Source organism: Psychrobacter sp. 2Y5, assembly GCF_051847375.1.
GTDB lineage: Bacteria > Pseudomonadota > Gammaproteobacteria > Pseudomonadales > Moraxellaceae > Psychrobacter.
On record NZ_JBPYDA010000007.1, the window covers coordinates 148895 to 168343 of the forward strand.

Sequence of the window (19449 nt, forward strand, 5' to 3'; positions counted from 1 at the left end):
GTTAAAGCTTAAAGTTTCTGCCTACCTCTAACTCATTAGTTTTTATACAAGGATTCGTATGAAATACACTACCAAGGCCTTAATCTCAGCGATGGCCATATGCTTAAGTGCAAGCGCTGTCGCATCTAGTCACCGAGAAGCTCCTTCTATCACTAAGACCCCAAAAGTCGATGCCTCTGACTTCTATATGTTTAATAGTTATGAAAATGGTCGAGCAGACTATGTCACCATCATCGCCAACTACTTACCCTTGCAGGATGCTTACGGCGGACCCAATTATTTCGCCTTAGATCCAGACGCGCTTTATGAGATTCATATCGATAATAACGGCGATGCCGTCGAAGATATTACTTTTCAGTTTGACTTTACCCATAACCTAAACAGCATTGAGATTGACTCAGATGGTGATTCTTCAACGCCAAATGTAGCCATACCGCTAGTAAATGCTGGCGATGCCTCAAATCCAGCTAATGTGCAAACCAATGAGACCTATGAAGTTACTATGGTGAAAGGAGATCGCCGTAGTGGTTCACGCACGTCTTTAGGTAGCTTTGATAAGCCTTTTGATTACATTGGTACCAAATCTTTCCCTGACTATCCTACTTATGCCAGAAGTTTTATCAAGACTTTAAACTTAGGCAGCTGTGGACAAGGTAAAGTGTTTGTCGGTCAACGTGCTGAGGGTTTCGCTATTGATTTAGGTAAAGTGTTTGACCTAATCAACCTCAATCCACTAGGCGAGCGAGATGGTGGTACTAACATTTTAGCTAATAAAAACGTCACCTCAATCGCCATGGAAGTGCCCAAGGCTTGTTTAACTGCTGGTTCAGATCCTGTAGTCGGCGCTTGGACTACCGCTAGTGTCCGTCAAGCGACTCTAGTAAATGGCAATCCTGGCTCAGGTATTAATACCACTGCCAAAAAAGGCGGCGCTTGGACGCAAGTGTCAAGACTTGGTATGCCATTGGTCAACGAAGTCGTTATCGGTCTAAAAGATAAAGATAAATTTAACGCCTCAGAGCCAAAAGATGATGTGGCCAAATTTGCGCCTTACGTCTTCTATCCCACGCTTCCTGCATTAATTGAAACTTTATATCCAAGTGCACCGGCGCCTACCAACTTCCCTCGTCAGGATCTAGTTACTGCCTTTTTGACCGGGATACCCACAGTCAATAAACCGGCTAATGCAAAACAAGTACCGGCAGATATGCTTCGTCTCAATACTAGCATCGCCGCTGTCGCCGCCGCCAATCAAAACGATCTAGGTGTTCTCAGTATCATCCCAGGTCAAGACGATGGTCGACCTAACGCCGATACTGATGATGTCGCAGGCTTCCCGAATGGTAGACGTCCGGGTGATGATGTCACCGATATCGCTCTAAGAGTCTCTATGGGTGCACTCTGTCATGCCGGTCTACCAGCAGAGGTAACGTGTGTTCCTGAAGATGCCGCTGCCGGTCAAGCGCTCTTCACTGACGGCGCTCTTAAGCCTGCTACTGATTTTGATTCTGTCTTTCCATATTTAACGACACCGAATCCAGGTAGCCGATAAGCTGAATCTAACCCAAGGAGAAATACTATGCGCTATCTATTTTTAGCCGTATTGGTCACTGGTTCAGCTGCTCTTATTGGTTGCTCTAACAGTGACAATAACGACTTTGACTTTGATAATCAAAATGAAAATGCTGATTCAGTTGATCAAGCTAATGCTCAATTAGCTGTTGATAGAACATCAGATGTAATTGATGCTAGCAACGATGTCAACACTGACGAGCCGCAAGATATAGACCGAATTATATTGCCTGAGGCTAACACAGCTGAGCCCGTTGCTATCACTGATGCAAACGCTTCACTGTAAAGCACTGTCAGATTAACCTAGCACCTGATCATTCTACTGATTGGGTGCTTATTTATGTCAAAAGCTGAGAGATATTATGCACAGGTTAAAATCATTCTTTATATCATTAGCGCTATTCGCTGCTGCTAGCCCTACACTTTTTGCCGCGCCTTTCACCCCTGATGATGATCAGCAAATTCTAGCCACCTTACCTACTGATTCACCGCCGCCGCGTTACTTAACGACTAGCGACTTTATCTCTGGCAACACAAATACTAGCCCCGAGCAGACTCGGCAGTTATTAGAACGGGCGTATTTGCAAGGAGATCCCCGTGCACTAGGTCAAGCACAAGCGCAGTTAGATCAGTCTGATGAACAAAACGTTGAAACTCTTATGCTGAGGGCACGCGCTTTACAAGCGGCGCATAAGTTCGATGAGGCCAAAGGAGTCTTAGAGCAGATACTCAATCAAAAGCCATCCGACCCTGATGCGCTATTGACGCTATCTTCTTTGTTATTGGTACAAGGTCAATTTGATGAAGCAATGAGCTACTGTAATAGACTGAATGACGCCTCACTTCGAGTCTATCAACTGGCCTGCGTGGCTCAAATCCATAGCATGACAGGTAAGCTGTCGCAAGCGAAGGAAACCTTAAGCGGATTGGCGAGTTTAGCTCCTGGGCTTGATACCTCAACCGCGCGATGGATATACCTTATTCAAGCCGATGCTGCGCTGCGTAGCCAAGACGCGTCGTTAGCAAAAGAGGTTTTTGCCGTGATGGATAGCCAAACTGTACCCACACTGATGGCGCGCGCAGATTGGTTATTGGCTCAAGGCGAATATGACAAGGTGCGGCAGTTGCTCCAAGAGCATACTGACAAAGACGCTTTATTGCTAAAGCTCATTAGCGCGCAAGTTGCATTAAAAGATCCTAAAGCTCAGCAAAACTTAGCGTTGATGCAAGACCGTATTGAGGTTTGGCGTATTCGTCAAGAAAACGCCCATAAAAGAGAACAGGCAAACTATGCTCTGCTTAGCAACCAGATCGACTTAGCGCTGAAGCTAGCGCAGGAAAACTGGCAACAGCAACGAGAAACTGCTGATATTGCTATTTATACCACTGCCGCAATTAAAGCTAACAGTCAGGCTGATATTGAGATTATAGAACAGTTTATAAAAGATACTGGTTTTGAATATCCAGCCCTAGAGCGTAGTCTAAATAAACGCCATCTCAGCAAGGAGACGCACTTATGAGATTTTTAACAGGGATTAGTGAGTCAAAGGCGTTTAGAGGATCAAAGACAATAAGTTGGCATCAAAGCTATCGTTATCTACTAGCGCCGTTATTAATCATGCTATTAGCGATGAGCTCCACCTTAGTGCAAGCGCATGAGGCCAGCACTGCTTATCTAAACTTAACGACGGCTGATACTGACACTACGGCTAAAAACAACTATAACGCAGAATACGAGGTATCACTCAGAGATTTAGCGTTACTGGTAAATATAGACGGTAACGGCGATCAGCAAGTGAGCTGGGCGGAAGTCAAGTCACAACAAGCGCTGATCGCTCAATTAATTGCGGCGCAAGTACAATTACAAAGCAATGGTACTGAGTGCCAAACGACTGATTTTGCCCCATTAGCTATTAATACTCGTGGCGGCTTTAATTACTTATATAGCAACTTTACTTTGAGCTGCGATGCGCCTATCGACAATCTTGATTATCAGATACTTGCAGGGGTAGATGCCAATCACCGCTTGATTTTGACCCAAGCGGATAGCCAGTTGCCTTTACAGGTGCTCAGCGTCGGACAAACACCTCTAGGTACTAGTGAAGGTGCGGGCGCAGGTTGGCTATCTATAACAAGCAACTTTTTGCAGAGCGGCGTTCATCATCTGCTGATTGGTATCGATCATCTGTTATTTTTATTTGTGCTGTTGGTTCCTGCTGTGTACCGGCGTAAACAAAAACAACTGGTTGCCGTTGCCAAACCTAAGGCGGCGTTAATAGAGGTGTTTTGGATCGCCACTTCCTTTACGCTTGCGCACTCCATCACCTTGAGCCTGGCAGCGCTCGGTCTCGTTAGCATTCCTGCCCGCTTTATCGAGTCCTTGATTGCGCTATCGATAGCTTTTGCAGCCTTAAATAATTTAGTGCCGATGCTGCGCGTTAGAGCCGTTTATTTGGCGTTTGTGTTCGGTTTGATACACGGTTTCGGTTTTGCCAATGTTTTAGTTGATTTGCCTCTAGCGACTAGCGAGCGAGTCTTGGCATTATTGAGTTTCAATGTTGGCATTGAGCTTGGACAGCTTGTTTTCATCATTTTAGTCTTTCCGCTAGCTTTATTATTACGCCATACTAGTTTTTATAAAACGGTCATCTTTTACCTTGGCTCACTAGTGAGTATTGTTATTGCTCTGTGGTGGTTTGTAGAGCGTGCGTTTATAGGCTAGCTTTCGCAGTATGAGCTTTAGAACTTCTTAAGAGATTGAGTGGCCGTCATAGTTTTTAATGAATACCTATGAGGGCTACTCAACTATTATAATGTTATCTCTTAAGGCCTTTGATAGACCAAAGACATAGGAATGGTAGCTTCAACCGCAAGACCATCTATTTGCAAAGGCGTGAGCTGACCCGTCCTAACTTGAGTCGTTGCGACCGCATCGATGATAGGACTACCAGAAGATTCAAGCAGTTGTACCTCAGTGATAACGCCCTCTTTATCTACAGAGAGCTCTAAAAGTACAATAAACACGTCACCTGGGAGAGCATCAGTGCTACGCCAAATCAGCAAAGGAATATCGGTAATAGGCTGGTGCTTCTCAAGCCAGCTTCCCTGCTCTTCCAAAAAAGGGATCAGCGCTTTGTCATCGGCGATAGTATTGCTTAAACTGTCTACGTCAGTATCAGCGGCTGGTTCTCGCTCTTGATTAGCGGCTTGCTCTGCAGCTAGCGCTAATATTTTGGTAATAGCCTCCTCATCCGCTTGGGCTTGCCACTGCGCTTGCGCAGACAATTTGCGATTGCTCTGCTGGGTGGCAGCGCGTTTTTGTATGACTTGTTCGCGATTGAATTGTGCAGTTACTGCTCGGATCATCGCTGACAAATCATCTTCGGCTTCAGCCTCATTCGAGCTATTTTGCGTAGATGGCATATCATCAGTATTAGACGGGTTGCCCGAGGCTTTAGTGACTGGCACTTCACCTGTATCCGCTACTGACTGGTTTAAGTTAGTTTCATCTGCTAAGTCAGCTCGCTCAGTGCTTAGCTCTTTTGTGACCTCTTTATTTTCTACAAGCGTCTTCCCTTCTACCAGTGGCTGTTTTGGCTCGACAAGCTGTTTTGGCTCCGCAGCTTTTACGATGCTCGCCTTAGCAGTGCTAGCTTTTTCTTCTAATGCGACTTTTTGTTTTGGTGAAACTACTTTTTTAGTTTGAGGATCTAGATTGGTAATAGTCTCAGCTCCTCCTGCTAAGCTAGCCGAATCAAGAGTAATAAATTCCAACTGAATCAGGGCTGACGACTTAGTTTTTATGCTAGGTCGCTCTATAGGTTCAGTCAACATGCCCGCCCATACTACTATTCCATGTAAGGCAATAACCAAAATCATTACCCAGACATGAACAGGCCGATAAAATGGTTTATTTATCATAATATTTTGGCAATTAGTGCGTGGTATCGAAATCGGTTCATAGTCCAATCATCAAAAATTCGTCTATTTTTATAGCTATTACATTGAATAGTCATTACTTATCTTGCGCTAAATAAATATATAGCACAAGTAGCGTTATAACCTTAAATCAACCACTTATCAGACTTAAATTTTGAATTTCTCGTTACTATGTCTTTTAACGGATTGAGTTATATAGTCGATTTACTTTAAAAACGATATAGTGCTACTGGGACGAATTTTGCGCAGCTTCGAAAAGTGCGAAGCGCACAGCAAGCAAGGAGAATTTGTACCAATAGCACGACGCTATTGACGTATCGATTTTATTTCGTATTGGCTATATATCCTGACTAAAACAAGACTCGTCTTGAAAAGGAGTCGTATCGTTCGCAGTTATATAGTCAGTAGTCAATAAAGCAAAAAACATAAGGACAAATGATGAATACTACCAATAAACCCCTTCGTATCGATATCGTCTCAGACGTGGTCTGCCCTTGGTGCGTGGTCGGCTATAAACAGCTAGCAGAAGCGTTAAAACAAACCGATACTGACTATGAGATCCATTGGCATCCGTTCGAATTAAACCCAAACATGCCAAGTGAAGGGCAAAATATGCGTGAGCATATCATTGAAAAATACGGTTCAACGCCTGAGCAGTCTGATGAAAGCCGCGCTAGAATCACAGAAGCGGGCGCTGATGTCGGCTTCGACTTTAACTTCACTGATGAGCTGCGCATGCATAATACTTTTAATTTGCATCAGCTACTGCATTGGGCTGAAACCCAAGGGCACAGACATGAGCTAAAGCAAGCGTTATTCAGCGCGCACTTTACTGATGGGCGTAACCTGTCTGATAATGAGGTGCTCGCTGATATAGCAGCAGAGACTGGCCTTGATCGCACGGAGGCGTTAGCCGTGCTAGCAGATCAGCGCTTTGCAAAAGAGGTGCGTGAGATCGAGCAACATTGGCAGCGCCAAGGGGTACAAGGCGTGCCTGCTATTGTCTTTAACGAGCGTCATCTAGTCAGCGGCGCGCAAGGGGTGGAGAATTTCACTAGTATCCTCAAGCAATTAGCAGATATGCCAGAGTAATTATCTTTAGATATTATTGAGAGATAAATTTCAATCTTCCTGCTTTTTTCTGACTATTATGTTGAGAATAAAGCAGGTTTTTTAAATAAAATATAGCCATTAGGCTTGGTTTAATTCAATCTTTAATTTTTTGGCCGCGTCGATAATTTGCTTTCTGGTGGCTTTGATAGCGCCTTTATCTAAGGCAGCTTCTCGCATCTGCACGGTGATATCATAATGCGGATAGCTGGCATTGCGGTGAAAAAGACGAGCATCAACCTCGATGAGCGTGGCAAACTCATGCAGCTCTTGCAGACTATCAGCTAGCATATGACACCACTGATAGCCTCTAAACTCAATCTTCACAAAATCAACATAGACCGCCATGCTCATTGCTCCTTATTCAATCGAGGCAGCTTAATCGATTACCGCTGTCATCTCAATCTCAATAAGTAGACCGGGCATAGCTAGGGTCTGTACGCCAAGCAAAGTATTGGCAGGCGGGGTCACCTCACCATAAAAGCGAGCGATAGCCGCACCGACTACTTCTAGGTCATCAGGTTTAAGATCGACTATATAAGTGCGCATACGTACCACATCAGCCGGGGTCGCTCCTGCCTCATTGAGCACAGTTTGCAGATTATTAAAGACTTGCTCGGTTTGTTTGGCTAAGTCCTCTCCACCTACTATCTCGCCTTCCTTGTCCCATGCCAGCTGACCTGCACAGTGGATTACAGTGCTGCCCTGTGCTTTGCTCGCGTGCGAGAAGCCAAACTGTAGGCTGTCATACATAGTGTTTGGATTGATTTTCTGATGAGTCATTTTATTATCCTAACTTTATTGTGCTATTCTTTTCTAAAAGATGCGGTGATGCTGTTTTTATTATAATAAAGCGTTAGTCGGCACTCACTTTAGGGCGGCACTGACTTTCGCTAGCATTGGCGGCACATCATGCTTATCAGTCATGACCTCGAGCATAATAAGCTTATCAGTGGTCGCCATGGCCTTTTTCAGCGCTGCTTTAAGCTCGCCTGCGGTAGTGGCTTTCAGCGATAAGCTGTTGTCTTTATCACCGCCAAATGCTTGCGGCATCAGTTGCCAATCACAAGTAGGAATATCATTATAACGGGCGTTTTCACCATGAATCGCGCGCTCAACGGTATAACCGTCATTATTGATCAGTACAATAATAGGGTTGGTGCGCTGTTGTAGCATCACCGCTATCTCTTGAATCGTTAACAGCGCTGAACCATCACCAATGAGCAGTACGCTACGCTTCTGTTTTGAGGCTATACTAGCCCCCAAGCTTGCTGGCAAGGTGTAGCCTATTGAGCCCCACATCGGCTGCCCATAGCAAGTCACCCCATCTGGCAAGCGCACATCACTGATGCCAAAATAGGATGTCCCTTGATCGGCAAATACCACATTACCTGCTTGCAAGTGCTCAGCAATGATATGCCATAAGTCTACTTGTAGAATAGCCTCCTCGTCGCTGCCTTTTTGCTCAAAAGCATGCACCTCCCCGCTGAGAGGCTTTGGCTTGATATCGATTCCAGAAGTCATCGCTTCGTGCAAAGCTTGCAAGGAATCTTTGAGCGCGATGGGTGCAAAGTTCTGCCCGCCAATGCTTGCGCGCTCGTAATGCAGATCCACAACGACCTGTTCATCAATGTCTTGGCTAAATCCGGCTGTCGTCGTATCGGTAAATTGCACGCCAATCTTAATCAAGCATTCGCAGTTTTCAACCGCATCTTTGACCACTGGCCTTGACGCGTCTCCAGCATAAGTTCCCGCCCAATGCTCGTCTTGCTCATCAAGCAAAGTCTTGCCCCAAGATAGTGTGGTATAAGGAACTTCAGTATCTGCAATCAAAGCCTTTAGCTGAGTTTGCAGCTCTAAACGATGCACCATTAAGTCGGCAATGATAGTGGTGGTCTTATTGGGCAGAAAGTCTACTAATGACGCTTTAAAAGCCTCTAGCGCCGCTTGGCTAGTCATATCCTCTTGACTGTCATCGAGCTTGGTTGTAGGCGGATAAATAGGTAAAGCTGCGACATCAGGCGATAACATCAGATAGCCTGGACGATGCTTTTTGAGTACCATACGTATCACTCGGTCAATCTCAGAAGCTGCATTCTCAGCGGTAATCTGCGCGCGAGCGACGGTGACCGGCTCAACCATTTTTATAAAATGGTTAAAGGTGCCATCCCCTAATGAATGGTGCAATCGGCGTTTGTCATGTTGCTGCTGCATAGTGGGCGTACCGACGACTTGTAGCACAGGCGCATACTCTGCAAACGAGCCGGCAGTCGCATTGATAGCCGATAACTCACCGACTCCAAAAGTCGTCACTAAGGCGGCAAATCCGCGCTCACGCGCATAGCCATCGGCGGCATAGCCTGCATTGAGCTCATTGGTATTACCGACCCAACGAAGCTTATCAGAGTCGATAATATTATCTAAGTAAGCTAAGTTATAGTCGCCAGGTACCCCAAAGACTTCAGTGGCACCTGCCTCGGCAATACGTTCAAATAAATAGTCAGCGATAGTGTAAGGTTTAGTCATTGTATTATTTGTCATTGTGATCGTCCTTTATAGGTCTTGATAGTAGCCGCCATTGAGCAAACTTATTTTTCGTATCTTTTAATACTTATTATTCAAATAAGTTATCATATTGACATCACTATTGGCGCTTGGTTTTACAAAATTAGAACCTATGCACTGCCTTGGTTTACCATTAAATCGCTAACAGTAAAAAGCCACTACCTACAATGCTGGAGATAGTGGCTGATATAGCTATAAGAGTAGATCAGCATTACCAAATGCGATAAGAGATACCGCCGCCAATGGCTGTACCACCTGAATCGGTGTAAGAGCCTCCTAATTTATAAGTATAACTACCGTCGATACTAGCGCCTACTAATCCTACAGCGAGAGCGGCCTCACCATTATAGTAACCAGTTCCCCCTGTTATGCGGCCTTCCCCGTAATTGATAGCGTTTGGCATAGAGGCAATAGCGATGGCGCTCGCTATACCGCCGCTAAGCTCATCTTCTAGCTCGTTGACTTTATAACCAAGGTCGCTAACTCTTTGGCTATTTCTATCAATCAGCGCATTTTGACTATTATTTACAGCAATTTGATCGTTTGATACCTGCTCGATTCTCTCGTCAATTCGTTGATCCTGTGCTGTGTTTTCACTATTGACGTAAGTGGCAGTTGCTTTACTATCGATCTCTGAACGTAGTGCGGCATCTATCGTACCCGGATCGCCTTTGTCTCCCTTATCACCTTTAGGCCCTTGGGCGCCGATTGCTCCTTGATCCCCTTTGTTCCCTTTAGGGCCTTGTGGACCTTGAACACCACCACCGCCAACTCCTGGATCGCCTTTATCACCCTTATCACCTTTTGGTCCTTTTAAGCTTGTGAGCCACTGCGATTCAGAACCCGAAAAGCCATTACTCACTGCCACTTGATAAGCGCTATCACCAGCAGGACCACCGGCGACAGTTAAGTTCTTCAAACGATCATCGACCTCATCAAAAGCATCGCCGACATTATTGAAGTTTTTGCTATTGATGGTGTAACTAGGTCTTTGGAAAGTGCCGCTGGAATCAAAGCTGGCGCCACCACCAAAGACATTAGACATGCTTTGAATCTGCGAGAAATTGACACCGTCTAGCGCACTAGCGCCTGCAGCGATATTGGTCAGGGCTGCTGGTGTAGCAGCGCCGACCCCGCCAAATGTAACTTTATCTTTAGTCGTGGCATCATCATACATAACCGCCCCTGCGACGGTACTGGCGGTGGTTTCGACTTTTTTGAGCTGAGCGACGTTGACGACATCGGTGTCTTCGGTACCGGCGGCAACGCCTGTGATCTGGCGAGTGGTCCAGTTGGCGGGGTCAGCATCTGTGGTGTTGCCTATACTGAGCGCGGCACGTGTTGATTGCCACACAGGGGTAGTGTCAGTACTAGCGGTTTTGGTACTAGGGTCATAACCTGCTATGCCCGCAGTACTTGAGGTAATACTACCACTGCCGAGCGCCACGCTGTCGCGTAAGTCGGCCCTAGCCTGTGTTCCGATAGCGATAGCACGGATTGCAGAAGCATACGCACCAAAGCCTAAGCTTTCATAATCGCTACTGGCATATTCATAGATCTTACCGCCACTACCATCATCTTTAAAACGGCGATTGGAGGAATTCGTCTCAATAGGTGTGGTTGCAGCAGTGAAAGCGGCTTGTACCACCGCGTTTTCACGCGGTACGTTTATACCATCGCCGCCACTACCGATAGCAGTCGCACCCGTTTCAGTGGCGCCACTTGAGCTACCGATAGCGTTGCTATTGGTGCCTAATGCTTCATTATCATGACCCACCGCTAGACTGCGTCTGCCTACAGACTCATTGCTATAACCCACGGCTGAACTGGTAATGCCTTCTGATTTATTACGACTGCCTAGCGCTGAGCTATAATCGCCTATAGATTCATTACGACTACCAACCGCTGAGCTATAATTACCTAAAGACTCATTATGATAACCTATAGCTGAGCTATTAAAGCCTACAGATGTATTACGATAACCCGTTGTTGTGCTACTCTGCCCTTCTGACTTATTGTTATAACCTAGTGCGGAGCTGCTACCCCCTTTAGATTCATTGTTGTATCCTAACGCTGTGCTATAACCACCTTCAGCATCGTTACTCATGCCTAGCGCTGTACTATTTTTTCCTGAAGCGTTATTAATGGAACCGAAAGCCGAACTAAAGTCTCCTAAGGACTCATTGTTGTATCCTACCGCTGTACTTGAATCACCTAATGCTGAGTTTATGACACCCATCGCACTACTTCGCACGCCCATCGCCGCATTACCTGCACCAACGGCAGTGCTATTACGACCAAGAGCTACCGCACCACCCATCTGAGCACTATTCATAAAAGCCTCACGCTGCTCAACAGTGACTGCTACACCATTAATAGCAGTGATATCCGCTGGGTTTAGTCCTGTAGCAGTCACTGGTATGCCATTGACAGCAGTTAACTCCGTACCATTATTCTCGTAGTTAGCAAATCTGTCTAAGCCACCCCCAATGGCTGTTGTGCCATCTTCAAGGGCACCTGCTCGGAATCCATAAGCGATACTACTAGTAGCTACTGCCCGACTTCTATATCCTAATGACGAGCTATAACTGCCTAAGGATTCATTTGCATAACCCATCGCTGAGCTATTGATGCCTTTAGATAAATTTGAATAACCTAGCGCTGAGCTGCTATCGCCTGCTGACTCGTTACTATAGCCCACCGCTGAACTAGAACGGCCTTCAGTTTTATTCTCAAAACCCACCGCTGAGCTATTTAGGCCTTCAGACTCATTACGAAAACCTATTGCTGAGCTTTGAGTACCTATGGACTTATTGCGACTACCAACTGCTGAGCTTTGAATACCTGTGGACTCATTTAAATGCCCCATTGCTGTGCTATTACCGCCCAGCGCCAGATTTTTATGACCTACTGCACTGCTGCTACTGCCTATCGCAGCATTGGCAGCACCAACGGCAGTGCTATACAAACCAAAGGCTACAGAACCGCCATTATCGACGCTGTTGATAAAGGCATTGAGTTGATCGGGATTGGTTGTCACATCTACACCGTTTACTTCAGTAATGCTACTTAAAGTAGTACCCGTAGCCGTGACTGGGATACCGTTTACTGCTATCAAAGATCCGCCGCTACCTATGGTGAGCGATGCAGCAGCACCTGACGAACCACCGACTGCTGTTGCTCCATTAGCCAGTGCGCCAGCTCTCGATCCTAAGGCACCGCTACGTTTACCTGATGCTCTGCTTCGATGACCCACTGCTAAGCTGTCTTCTCCTGAAGATTTATTAGAGTACCCCAACGCTGAGCTAAAACCGCCTGACGCTGTATTGTCGTAACCTACAGCTGCGCTATAATTACCTGACGCTTTATTCAAAATACCTATCGCTGAGCTAAGAGCATTTGTAGCAGTATTACTAGTACCGCAAGCAACTGCAGACGTAGACGTGGACGTAGAACCGCCAGCACCACCTCCACTATCCTCACAAACAAACGCTTGAGCACTCATAGCAGTAAGTCCAAGCGCTGCTGCAATTGCAGCGCTGATCGCATGGCGACGTAGTGAGCGACCGCTACTTGATTGATTGCTGTTAACAGTGCTGGTAGGCGCTACTGCCCCAACAGTATTAGAGCGACTGGATTTGCCATTAGCTTTGGCGATTTCGCTAACGGCGACATAGCAGCCAATAGCACGATTGAAGATGACTCTATAGACATGATTTAACATAATAAATTCCTTTTTATCAATGATAGTGAATCATAATTAGGGCGAAACGATTTAAGTCACTGCTATCTTGTATATCCTTATATAGACGATCAGCTGTGTGTATGACATCTAACTTATTCGTTTAGCTTAGGTTAAAACCCTTGTTAAAACATCCTCCACATGGGGGTTGTTTTGCACTTTTTAGCTGTTATAAACACAAAAAAAAGCATTAGAGTGGCTCTAATGCTCGTGATAGGATTATTATGCGATTTGATAGTGTAGGATATTATCTATTTAAGTTGTTTAACCTCTTAAATAAGGGGATAAAACGCTTGATGAATATGAGCCAGCTCAGCTAGCAATCACGCTATACATGAGGTTATGACTTTCTATTTGCCTATCTTTTGGTTCTAACTCCATAACACTATAGTTCACTATTCGATCCTCTTTCTTTACCATAATCGTCGTTGTTTGCTCTTGTTTGGAGACCATAAGCTCTTCCCATCCTGCATCCTTTGCTTCTTTTTTTGTTTGATTAATCATCGCTGTGAGGTCGCCTGCAACCGCACCATGAATGACAAAGCCTTTAGGTATATTAGCGGTACTTATTAGTTTCATGCCATCAGGGAGCGGTACATCACTAGGAAAGTCCTCGGGTAGCGACACATCATTACCAACGGCTATTTTTATCTCTTCATCACCATCCCCTTTCATGACGATAGTTTGCGCTTGTTTATCATCGTTATCTATACTGATATCCATATCTGAGTCAGTCATCTTGTTCACCGCAGCCTCGGTAGCCTCAGAAGTGACTTTATCAGTAGTATCTGCTGAATCACAAGCTGTCAGTAACGTGCTAAGTAAAATGCCACTAGTAAGTAACGCTGTTGAAATTTTTATTGGGGTTTTCATAGTTAACAACTCCGTTTGTTAAGATTGTTCATTCTTATTTTTAGGCTACATCGATTATACGCAGCCCCTCTTCACCCACCTGCCTGCCATATCACCTCTTGCGCACTGAAACTGCTCGCCATACTGCACCAATATCCAAGTGGCATTTGCGGTGCCGCCATCTTCTAGCTTAAAGCTGACCCGATATCTTTGACCACTGACGCTATCGTCCATTAGGCCTGTTTTTTGTGCGATGACCACCGCTGTTTTGGGTTGTTCGGTGTTGGGGTAATAAAACACTTGCGCTAGATTATAGTCCTCATGCACGCTTCTGACCGGTAGGGTAATCAAATCCAGCTTTTCTAACGTACAATTGATCAGACCCATGGCTATAGGACAAGGTGCTATTGCCGCTGAGACGCCTCTACCATTGATATGGATACGCTTAAAGTTATTAGGATTGGCGACCAGGGTTCGAGGAGCATAATGCAACATGTCATCGAAGCCCGCTTGTGCAGAGGGGCTAAAGGCAAAAGTGCTGAGTATCAACAGCAGGCCGCACACTACTGGTTGTAGATAACTAACTGCATCACTATTTACTGTCAAACTTGCGGTAAGGAACAAACGCATGTCTTTCTCCTTGAGAATCAGGCTACCTTAAGTATCAGTATGTATTCATAGACGACGTATTTCTTCCCCCACATAGGGGATAAAACAGTCGATAAAGCCCCAAAATCACGGTTTTTTGATAAAAAATAGGTAGTCGGCTGCAAATTATAAGATAGTACGTCTTATCAGCTGGTCAGCTTTTGTTTCAGCTGCTCGTGAGAATGGACATCTAAGCGGTTATATAGGTCTTTTAGGTAGCTGCGTAGCGTCGTTTGCTTAATCGATAGATGCTCACAAATTTGGCTATTATCTAATCCGATAGAGACAGACCAAGCAACTGACATCGCTTTGGGAGACAGCGGGTACTTTTTTAACTGGTACAAGACTCTAAGACGCATAGGCTGTACTAATTCAATATGAATCGAATAATACTCTGGCATGCCATGAGCGTCTGCCAGTGCTTGCATGCGATAAGCGCGAATGACCAAGATACCGTTAGGTACCGATAGATGGTAAACCGGAGGATTATGAGAACTGTGGTTTAGTTTTCGCTCCAACGATTGGCACAGGAATCTAATGATGGGCTGGATGTTATATTGATAATTGAGTAAGTATCTGTGCTTGATGACCAGACCTTGAGTCAGCAGCTCGATTGCATCATCAGAGGCGGATAAAACATCGCCATTGGCGTTGACGGTGATGCTTGCGCTTTTATTCACCACTACCCTGCTACTACCGCAGCCGCTAAGAATCCCGGCCAAGCCCTTATTATCTACTGCATCTTCATCAAAACTTAATCCAAATGCTTTTGAGTTAGCGCTATCTACAAGATTGTCACGTGCCTCAAGGTTACTTGACGATAAGCTCAGGTGTTTGATATGACTATATAATAAAGGTAGCATCGCTAGCTCTTTACGACTAAAGCCAGGCTCGTCTCTGGATTTTCTACCGACTTTTTCTCTAAAAATACCAATCATGACTAGCGGTTTGTCATGATGACTAACCGTCATGTCGATAAAATGCTGAATACCGTTAGGGGCAAAAAAATGGGTATAAACGCTACCTTGAAAGTACGCAGCAGGCGGGGTCAGTAAGTTACCGTAATCCTTTGGCAGCCCAAATAGATGCGGGAAACTGGCAGGGTCATCCTGCGCTGAGGTAAGCAAATCCCCTTTTTCACAAAACAGCTTGTGAGTGCTTTCATTTAGGTTTTCAGTGTAGTATGCCAGTGGTTTGGCTTGCTGATCGGTCAAAATAAAGGTAAAACTTAAGCAGGGCAATACTTTATGTAGCGCCTCAGAGAGAACCGGCATGACTGTCAATGGTGGTAATCCCGAGCTACATATCAAGCGTATTTGTTGCCACATCTGATTGTGAGTCATAATAAACTCGCTTCCGTAATACTCTATCCTTTACCTATCTCACTAAAAAAATACTTATATCTAATCCTAGTGTTCGATTGTCTTTAGACACAAGCAAATAAATCCTCTATTACGAATATAACAGAAATGTAACAGTAGTTAAAGGATATGCTTCTTATATCTATAAAACAGGCATAAGATCAACTGTTATTTATCGTAGAATTAAATATTTTTCACTTTGTCATTTTCTAGTTGACAGAACAGAAAAACTGCGTATAATACGCCTTCATCATCTGATGATAGTTAATCAAACGATGAATCAGCGGGATTAGCTCAGTGGTAGAGCATAACCTTGCCAAGGTTGGGGTCGAGAGTTCGAATCTCTTATCCCGCTCCAAATATTAAAAAAGCCTCACTTAACAGTGAGGCTTTTTTTGTCCATTTTTCGGGAGTTGTAGCGTTTTTCAGTGTTAGCTATTTAGTCTAACTGTTAAGTTTACCTAACATATTAAAAGCTCAAAAATTAGCACCGTGACCCAAACGTGACCATTTCGTGCCCACACTATAAACGCTGATTCCGTAATTGAGCCCAACTTAGTATTTTCATCTTTATATAAATTGATGCTAAAAAATATTTTCTTAGCACCATTTTTATGTTTACACTGCTTTTATAAATTGAGCTCATAGCGTGACCAAAACGTGACCAAATCATGGAAAAGTGAATATTATAAATAGCCCCAACCTCAGTTATATGTATTGAAAAGCCTTATATATAAGGCACTGCCACTTATTTCTCTACGCACCCATTTTAAGTTTTAAAAATCCTCAAGCCTCTTCTTCAGTATCCTTAGTGTTTGGCTTATATACAAATAAGTCACCCACCTGCACGTCCAAAAACTCACATAACTGATCAATAGTATTGAAATCAATTCTTGACGACTCTTCATTATATAGCTTATGAAGTGTGGATTTACTCATGCCAGTTGCCCTTACAACATCTGCTACGCGCAACTTTTTCTCTGCCAAAATAACGGGGAGTTTGGACACAATCATAATTTTTACCTCTTTTCGGGTAAAAATGCTTTACTTTGAGGTAAAAAGATAATATAGTACACAAATCGGTTATTAAATACCTCTAAGCGGGTAAATATTAACTGGTTCCTTCAAGACGCATTCTTACAGGCTGATAAAATAATTTTTTATTCTATCACTTAATGCAATTACTTAATAACTGAAAAGAGGTAAATATTATGAGTAACACTTATTTAACAACCGATGAGTTAGCCGAACGTATTAAATACGATGCACGTACCATTCGCAATCAAATGAAAGACACTGTCTTAATTGAAAATATCCATTACATACGGCCTTTTGGTGGTCGTAAGATTTTGTATGTGTGGGAGCGTATTGAAGAGGATATGTGTAAGCCAGTAATGAGCGCTATTAACGGTATGGCACTTCAATAAAATCAGGAGAAACCCTAACTCCCTGATCCATTGCACCCATAACAAAACCTTTATCAGCGTCGAATAAACTGTGCGAAAATGAGTTTTTCTCGGTGATTGCAAAATGCTGATGATAGCCACGCATAGGAAATAGAGGAATCTTATAACCTAATGGCTCAATAAGGTCGGTTGACCAAGGTCCTGCTGCAATAACTAAGTTTTGACATAAATAGGTATCGCTATTGGTAACAACCTGCCACCCCTCTTTTGTCTGTACGATATTTTTTACATCTGCCTGCTTTATTTGCCCTGCCATTTTTTCAAAGTCTTTAGCATATACTTTTACAAGCTGGCTTGAATTTTTTATCTGCCATGAGTTTTTCCAATGTATCGCTCCGGCGTACTCTGTAACGTTTACATTTGGCTCTAATTCTTTCAGATCTGCAAGTGTAAGAACTTGATACTCTACGCCTTGCGCTACCGCTTTTGCTGCGTTGCTAATAGCGCTCTCAAAGTCATAAGGGTTACGATGAAGCTCAATCCAGCCTATTTTGCGAACCAACTCGTCAGCGCCTGAAGACTGCATCATGACGTTATGCTCGTTTGTGCAATGATTAATTAAAGTAACCCACTCTTTATCAATTTGTTCAAGCTTTTTGCGACTTGAGTTTACCCAGTATTGAAATAGAGGGCGCTGAAAACCGTAGATTGTAGACCAACGGTATCGAATATCAGTACTGTTATTTGGTAGCACCCTTAGAATCTCTCTAAAACTTCTGGGAAATGGTTTAGTAGTTACCGCTTCTCTAGTGATAATACCTGCATTACCATATGAAGTTTCTTCTCCTGGTGATTTTTTATCAATTAAGAGAACTTGAGAATTGTTCTTTTGTAGATGCCAAGCTATGGAGGTTCCTACTATACCTGCACCAATGACAATGACTTGATGGCGCATATCAATACTCCTAAATGATAAGCTGACTCTGTCTATTTAAATCGGTTATTTTTGAATTATTTTTAGTAAGGTTAATAAATTGATTAGCCCTCAATCTTTATAATTCAACATACTGACCTAAACCTTCTTTTTTAGCTTCTTGCGCTATCTTTAGGGCGACTGCAGCGTCAAAGCTTGCAGCTCCAACAGACTTAAACAGTGTTACCCCTTTTTTATCTTGGTCAATGGCAATGTTTTTTGTGACTAAGTCCGCTAAATCACCCGTTAACTCTTTCCAAGTCCAGTCACAATCCTCAGCAGCATCTGCCTGAATTAAATCGCCTGCTTCATGGCGTCCACCTGCAATATCGTCAATAAAGATGTGCGAGCAGACTTCAATAATAGAATCGCTAACCTCCTTCATCTCAGACTGATAAGCACCTACCGCATTAATATGCGCATCGGTTTTGATTTGATTGATTTCAAACAAGCCTTCAGTGGCACGAGTCGCTAAGTTAATGACATCGGCATCTTTTACAGCAGTAGCAATATCTTCACAGACGTCGATGGTCACAGGCCACTCTGGATACTGATCAGCGAATTGGGTTTTAAAAGTATGAGCTCTCTTTATATCTCGATTCCACAGCATGACCGTTTTAATGTTTGGACAAACTGTAAGCACCGCATTTAGCTGCTCATAAGCCATGCCGCCGCAGCCTATTACCGTCACTTGCTGACTATCCGGCTTTGCTAGATACTTGCTAGCGATACCTGATAATGCTGCCGTACGCACTTGGGTAACGTAAACGCCATCCATAAAGGCAAGCATTTCACCAGTGTCATTGTTTGAGACACTAACCACAGCAGTAGTTGTCGGAAGACTCCGCTGTGGATTATCCGGGCAAATAGTGACCAGTTTAACGATAGTAAACTCCTCATTACCGTCAAACAGTACCGAAGGCATCGATAAGTGTGAGCCACTATTTTTATTACTGACTGTAAAAGTTGGAATAACTAAACGTTCAGGGCATTTAACCCACTCTGGATGCTGCGCCTGTAGCTTCAATAACATCTCGATTGAGTCGATAGCCATGGACATATTTAACTGATCTTTCACGGTTTTTCTGTCTAAAATTTTCATAGGGGTTTCTTAATATTTATAGGGTTGTTAGTATCTATCCTTGACGCTTTATATTGTTTATCACCCGTACCTATCATTGACAATAACAATAGAAACAGCTCTCTACTACATATCGAAAATCTTACCACGATTCATAATATTATTAGGATCAAAGACCTTTTTGACCTCGCGCAAATAGT

At 43.9% G+C, this 19449-nt stretch carries 18 protein-coding genes and 1 tRNA gene; 7 read left to right on the forward strand and 12 right to left on the reverse strand.

Annotated features, from left to right (window positions below; translation table 11 throughout):
• Positions 1-58: 58 nt before the first annotated feature.
• The 4 genes from ACS8E3_RS09045 to ACS8E3_RS09060 all read left to right on the forward strand — a co-directional run bounded on the left by ACS8E3_RS09045 (position 59) and on the right by ACS8E3_RS09060 (position 4294).
• Positions 59-1552 carry a DUF4331 domain-containing protein gene (locus tag ACS8E3_RS09045; RefSeq protein WP_439243407.1) on the forward strand — a complete coding sequence of 498 codons (1494 nt, stop codon included), beginning with the start codon at positions 59-61 and terminating at the stop codon, positions 1550-1552.
• A gap of 27 nt (positions 1553-1579) precedes the next feature.
• The gene (locus tag ACS8E3_RS09050; RefSeq protein ID WP_439243410.1) at positions 1580-1858 is read left to right on the forward strand and encodes a hypothetical protein; all 279 of its coding nucleotides are present in this window, start codon (positions 1580-1582) and stop codon (positions 1856-1858) included.
• A 76-nt stretch (positions 1859-1934) separates the two neighbouring features.
• Entirely contained in the window at positions 1935-3092 is a 1158-nt protein-coding gene (locus ACS8E3_RS09055) for a tetratricopeptide repeat protein (protein WP_439243413.1), read from the forward strand.
• The gene (locus ACS8E3_RS09060; protein WP_439243416.1) at positions 3089-4294 is read left to right on the forward strand and encodes a HupE/UreJ family protein; all 1206 of its coding nucleotides are present in this window, start codon (positions 3089-3091) and stop codon (positions 4292-4294) included. The genes ACS8E3_RS09055 and ACS8E3_RS09060 overlap by 4 nt, the downstream gene beginning before the upstream one ends.
• Before the next feature lie 101 nt (positions 4295-4395).
• Here the strand turns inward: ACS8E3_RS09060 and ACS8E3_RS09065 are convergent, their stop codons facing one another.
• Positions 4396-5493 (reverse strand): energy transducer TonB, encoded by a 1098-nt coding sequence (locus ACS8E3_RS09065; protein ID WP_439243419.1) that lies wholly within the window; start codon positions 5491-5493, stop codon positions 4396-4398.
• Between the two features lie 456 nt (positions 5494-5949).
• On the opposite strand from ACS8E3_RS09065, the gene ACS8E3_RS09070 reads away from it, so the two are divergent.
• On the forward strand, positions 5950-6603 hold the full coding sequence (locus tag ACS8E3_RS09070) for a DsbA family oxidoreductase (protein WP_439243422.1): 654 nt from the start codon (positions 5950-5952) through the stop codon (positions 6601-6603).
• Positions 6604-6702: 99 nt separating this feature from the next.
• Here the strand turns inward: ACS8E3_RS09070 and ACS8E3_RS09075 are convergent, their stop codons facing one another.
• The 7 genes from ACS8E3_RS09075 to ACS8E3_RS09105 form a co-directional block, all read right to left on the reverse strand.
• A complete protein-coding gene (locus ACS8E3_RS09075) occupies positions 6703-6969 on the reverse strand; it encodes a DUF4031 domain-containing protein (RefSeq protein WP_439243425.1) in 267 nt (88 codons plus the stop codon).
• A 30-nt stretch (positions 6970-6999) separates the two neighbouring features.
• On the reverse strand, positions 7000-7404 hold the full coding sequence (locus tag ACS8E3_RS09080; RefSeq protein ID WP_439243428.1) for a RidA family protein: 405 nt from the start codon (positions 7402-7404) through the stop codon (positions 7000-7002).
• Between the two features lie 84 nt (positions 7405-7488).
• Entirely contained in the window at positions 7489-9147 is a 1659-nt protein-coding gene (locus tag ACS8E3_RS09085; RefSeq protein ID WP_439243477.1) for an alpha-keto acid decarboxylase family protein, read from the reverse strand.
• Between the two features lie 250 nt (positions 9148-9397).
• Positions 9398-12910, reverse strand: coding sequence for an ESPR-type extended signal peptide-containing protein (locus tag ACS8E3_RS09090; RefSeq protein WP_439243431.1), 3513 nt, complete (start codon positions 12908-12910; stop codon positions 9398-9400).
• A gap of 330 nt (positions 12911-13240) precedes the next feature.
• Positions 13241-13801 (reverse strand): hypothetical protein, encoded by a 561-nt coding sequence (locus tag ACS8E3_RS09095; protein ID WP_439243434.1) that lies wholly within the window; start codon positions 13799-13801, stop codon positions 13241-13243.
• A 54-nt stretch (positions 13802-13855) separates the two neighbouring features.
• Positions 13856-14410 (reverse strand): hypothetical protein, encoded by a 555-nt coding sequence (locus ACS8E3_RS09100; protein WP_439243437.1) that lies wholly within the window; start codon positions 14408-14410, stop codon positions 13856-13858.
• 164 nt (positions 14411-14574) lie between these two features.
• A complete protein-coding gene (locus ACS8E3_RS09105) occupies positions 14575-15771 on the reverse strand; it encodes a helix-turn-helix transcriptional regulator (protein ID WP_439243440.1) in 1197 nt (398 codons plus the stop codon).
• A 301-nt stretch (positions 15772-16072) separates the two neighbouring features.
• Between ACS8E3_RS09105 and ACS8E3_RS09110 the strand changes: the two genes are divergently transcribed.
• Positions 16073-16147 (forward strand) — tRNA-Gly (locus ACS8E3_RS09110).
• Positions 16148-16575: 428 nt separating this feature from the next.
• Here the strand turns inward: ACS8E3_RS09110 and ACS8E3_RS09115 are convergent.
• Positions 16576-16803 carry a helix-turn-helix domain-containing protein gene (locus ACS8E3_RS09115; protein WP_439243443.1) on the reverse strand — a complete coding sequence of 76 codons (228 nt, stop codon included), beginning with the start codon at positions 16801-16803 and terminating at the stop codon, positions 16576-16578.
• 197 nt (positions 16804-17000) lie between these two features.
• Between ACS8E3_RS09115 and ACS8E3_RS09120 the strand changes: the two genes are divergently transcribed.
• The gene (locus ACS8E3_RS09120; protein ID WP_011513303.1) at positions 17001-17216 is read left to right on the forward strand and encodes a hypothetical protein; all 216 of its coding nucleotides are present in this window, start codon (positions 17001-17003) and stop codon (positions 17214-17216) included.
• Here the strand turns inward: ACS8E3_RS09120 and ACS8E3_RS09125 are convergent.
• The 3 genes from ACS8E3_RS09125 to ACS8E3_RS09135 all read right to left on the reverse strand — a co-directional run bounded on the left by ACS8E3_RS09125 (position 17194) and on the right by ACS8E3_RS09135 (position 19444).
• A complete protein-coding gene (locus tag ACS8E3_RS09125; RefSeq protein ID WP_439243447.1) occupies positions 17194-18150 on the reverse strand; it encodes an NAD(P)/FAD-dependent oxidoreductase in 957 nt (318 codons plus the stop codon). The genes ACS8E3_RS09120 and ACS8E3_RS09125 overlap by 23 nt on opposite strands.
• Positions 18151-18247: 97 nt before the next feature.
• Positions 18248-19270, reverse strand: coding sequence for an ornithine cyclodeaminase family protein (locus ACS8E3_RS09130; protein WP_439243450.1), 1023 nt, complete (start codon positions 19268-19270; stop codon positions 18248-18250).
• Positions 19271-19375: 105 nt separating this feature from the next.
• A complete protein-coding gene (locus tag ACS8E3_RS09135; protein ID WP_439243480.1) occupies positions 19376-19444 on the reverse strand; it encodes an FAD-linked oxidase C-terminal domain-containing protein in 69 nt (22 codons plus the stop codon).
• Between the last annotated feature and the right edge of the window lie 5 nt (positions 19445-19449).

Excerpts from the sequence above, each read along its gene's own strand:
- ACS8E3_RS09045 (WP_439243407.1), top strand. The coding sequence starts at position 59 with ATGAAATACACTACCAAGGCCTTAATCTCAGCGATGGCCATATGCTTA.
- ACS8E3_RS09050 (WP_439243410.1), top strand. The coding sequence starts at position 1,580 with ATGCGCTATCTATTTTTAGCCGTATTGGTCACTGGTTCAGCTGCTCTT.
- ACS8E3_RS09055 (WP_439243413.1), top strand. The coding sequence starts at position 1,935 with ATGCACAGGTTAAAATCATTCTTTATATCATTAGCGCTATTCGCTGCT.
- ACS8E3_RS09060 (WP_439243416.1), top strand. The coding sequence starts at position 3,089 with ATGAGATTTTTAACAGGGATTAGTGAGTCAAAGGCGTTTAGAGGATCA.
- ACS8E3_RS09065 (WP_439243419.1), bottom strand. The coding sequence starts at position 5,493 with ATGATAAATAAACCATTTTATCGGCCTGTTCATGTCTGGGTAATGATT.
- ACS8E3_RS09070 (WP_439243422.1), top strand. The coding sequence starts at position 5,950 with ATGAATACTACCAATAAACCCCTTCGTATCGATATCGTCTCAGACGTG.
- ACS8E3_RS09075 (WP_439243425.1), bottom strand. The coding sequence starts at position 6,969 with ATGGCGGTCTATGTTGATTTTGTGAAGATTGAGTTTAGAGGCTATCAG.
- ACS8E3_RS09080 (WP_439243428.1), bottom strand. The coding sequence starts at position 7,404 with ATGACTCATCAGAAAATCAATCCAAACACTATGTATGACAGCCTACAG.
- ACS8E3_RS09085 (WP_439243477.1), bottom strand. The coding sequence starts at position 9,147 with ATGACTAAACCTTACACTATCGCTGACTATTTATTTGAACGTATTGCC.
- ACS8E3_RS09090 (WP_439243431.1), bottom strand. The coding sequence starts at position 12,910 with ATGTTAAATCATGTCTATAGAGTCATCTTCAATCGTGCTATTGGCTGC.
- ACS8E3_RS09095 (WP_439243434.1), bottom strand. The coding sequence starts at position 13,801 with ATGAAAACCCCAATAAAAATTTCAACAGCGTTACTTACTAGTGGCATT.
- ACS8E3_RS09100 (WP_439243437.1), bottom strand. The coding sequence starts at position 14,410 with ATGCGTTTGTTCCTTACCGCAAGTTTGACAGTAAATAGTGATGCAGTT.
- ACS8E3_RS09105 (WP_439243440.1), bottom strand. The coding sequence starts at position 15,771 with ATGACTCACAATCAGATGTGGCAACAAATACGCTTGATATGTAGCTCG.
- ACS8E3_RS09115 (WP_439243443.1), bottom strand. The coding sequence starts at position 16,803 with ATGATTGTGTCCAAACTCCCCGTTATTTTGGCAGAGAAAAAGTTGCGC.
- ACS8E3_RS09120 (WP_011513303.1), top strand. The coding sequence starts at position 17,001 with ATGAGTAACACTTATTTAACAACCGATGAGTTAGCCGAACGTATTAAA.
- ACS8E3_RS09125 (WP_439243447.1), bottom strand. The coding sequence starts at position 18,150 with ATGCGCCATCAAGTCATTGTCATTGGTGCAGGTATAGTAGGAACCTCC.
- ACS8E3_RS09130 (WP_439243450.1), bottom strand. The coding sequence starts at position 19,270 with ATGAAAATTTTAGACAGAAAAACCGTGAAAGATCAGTTAAATATGTCC.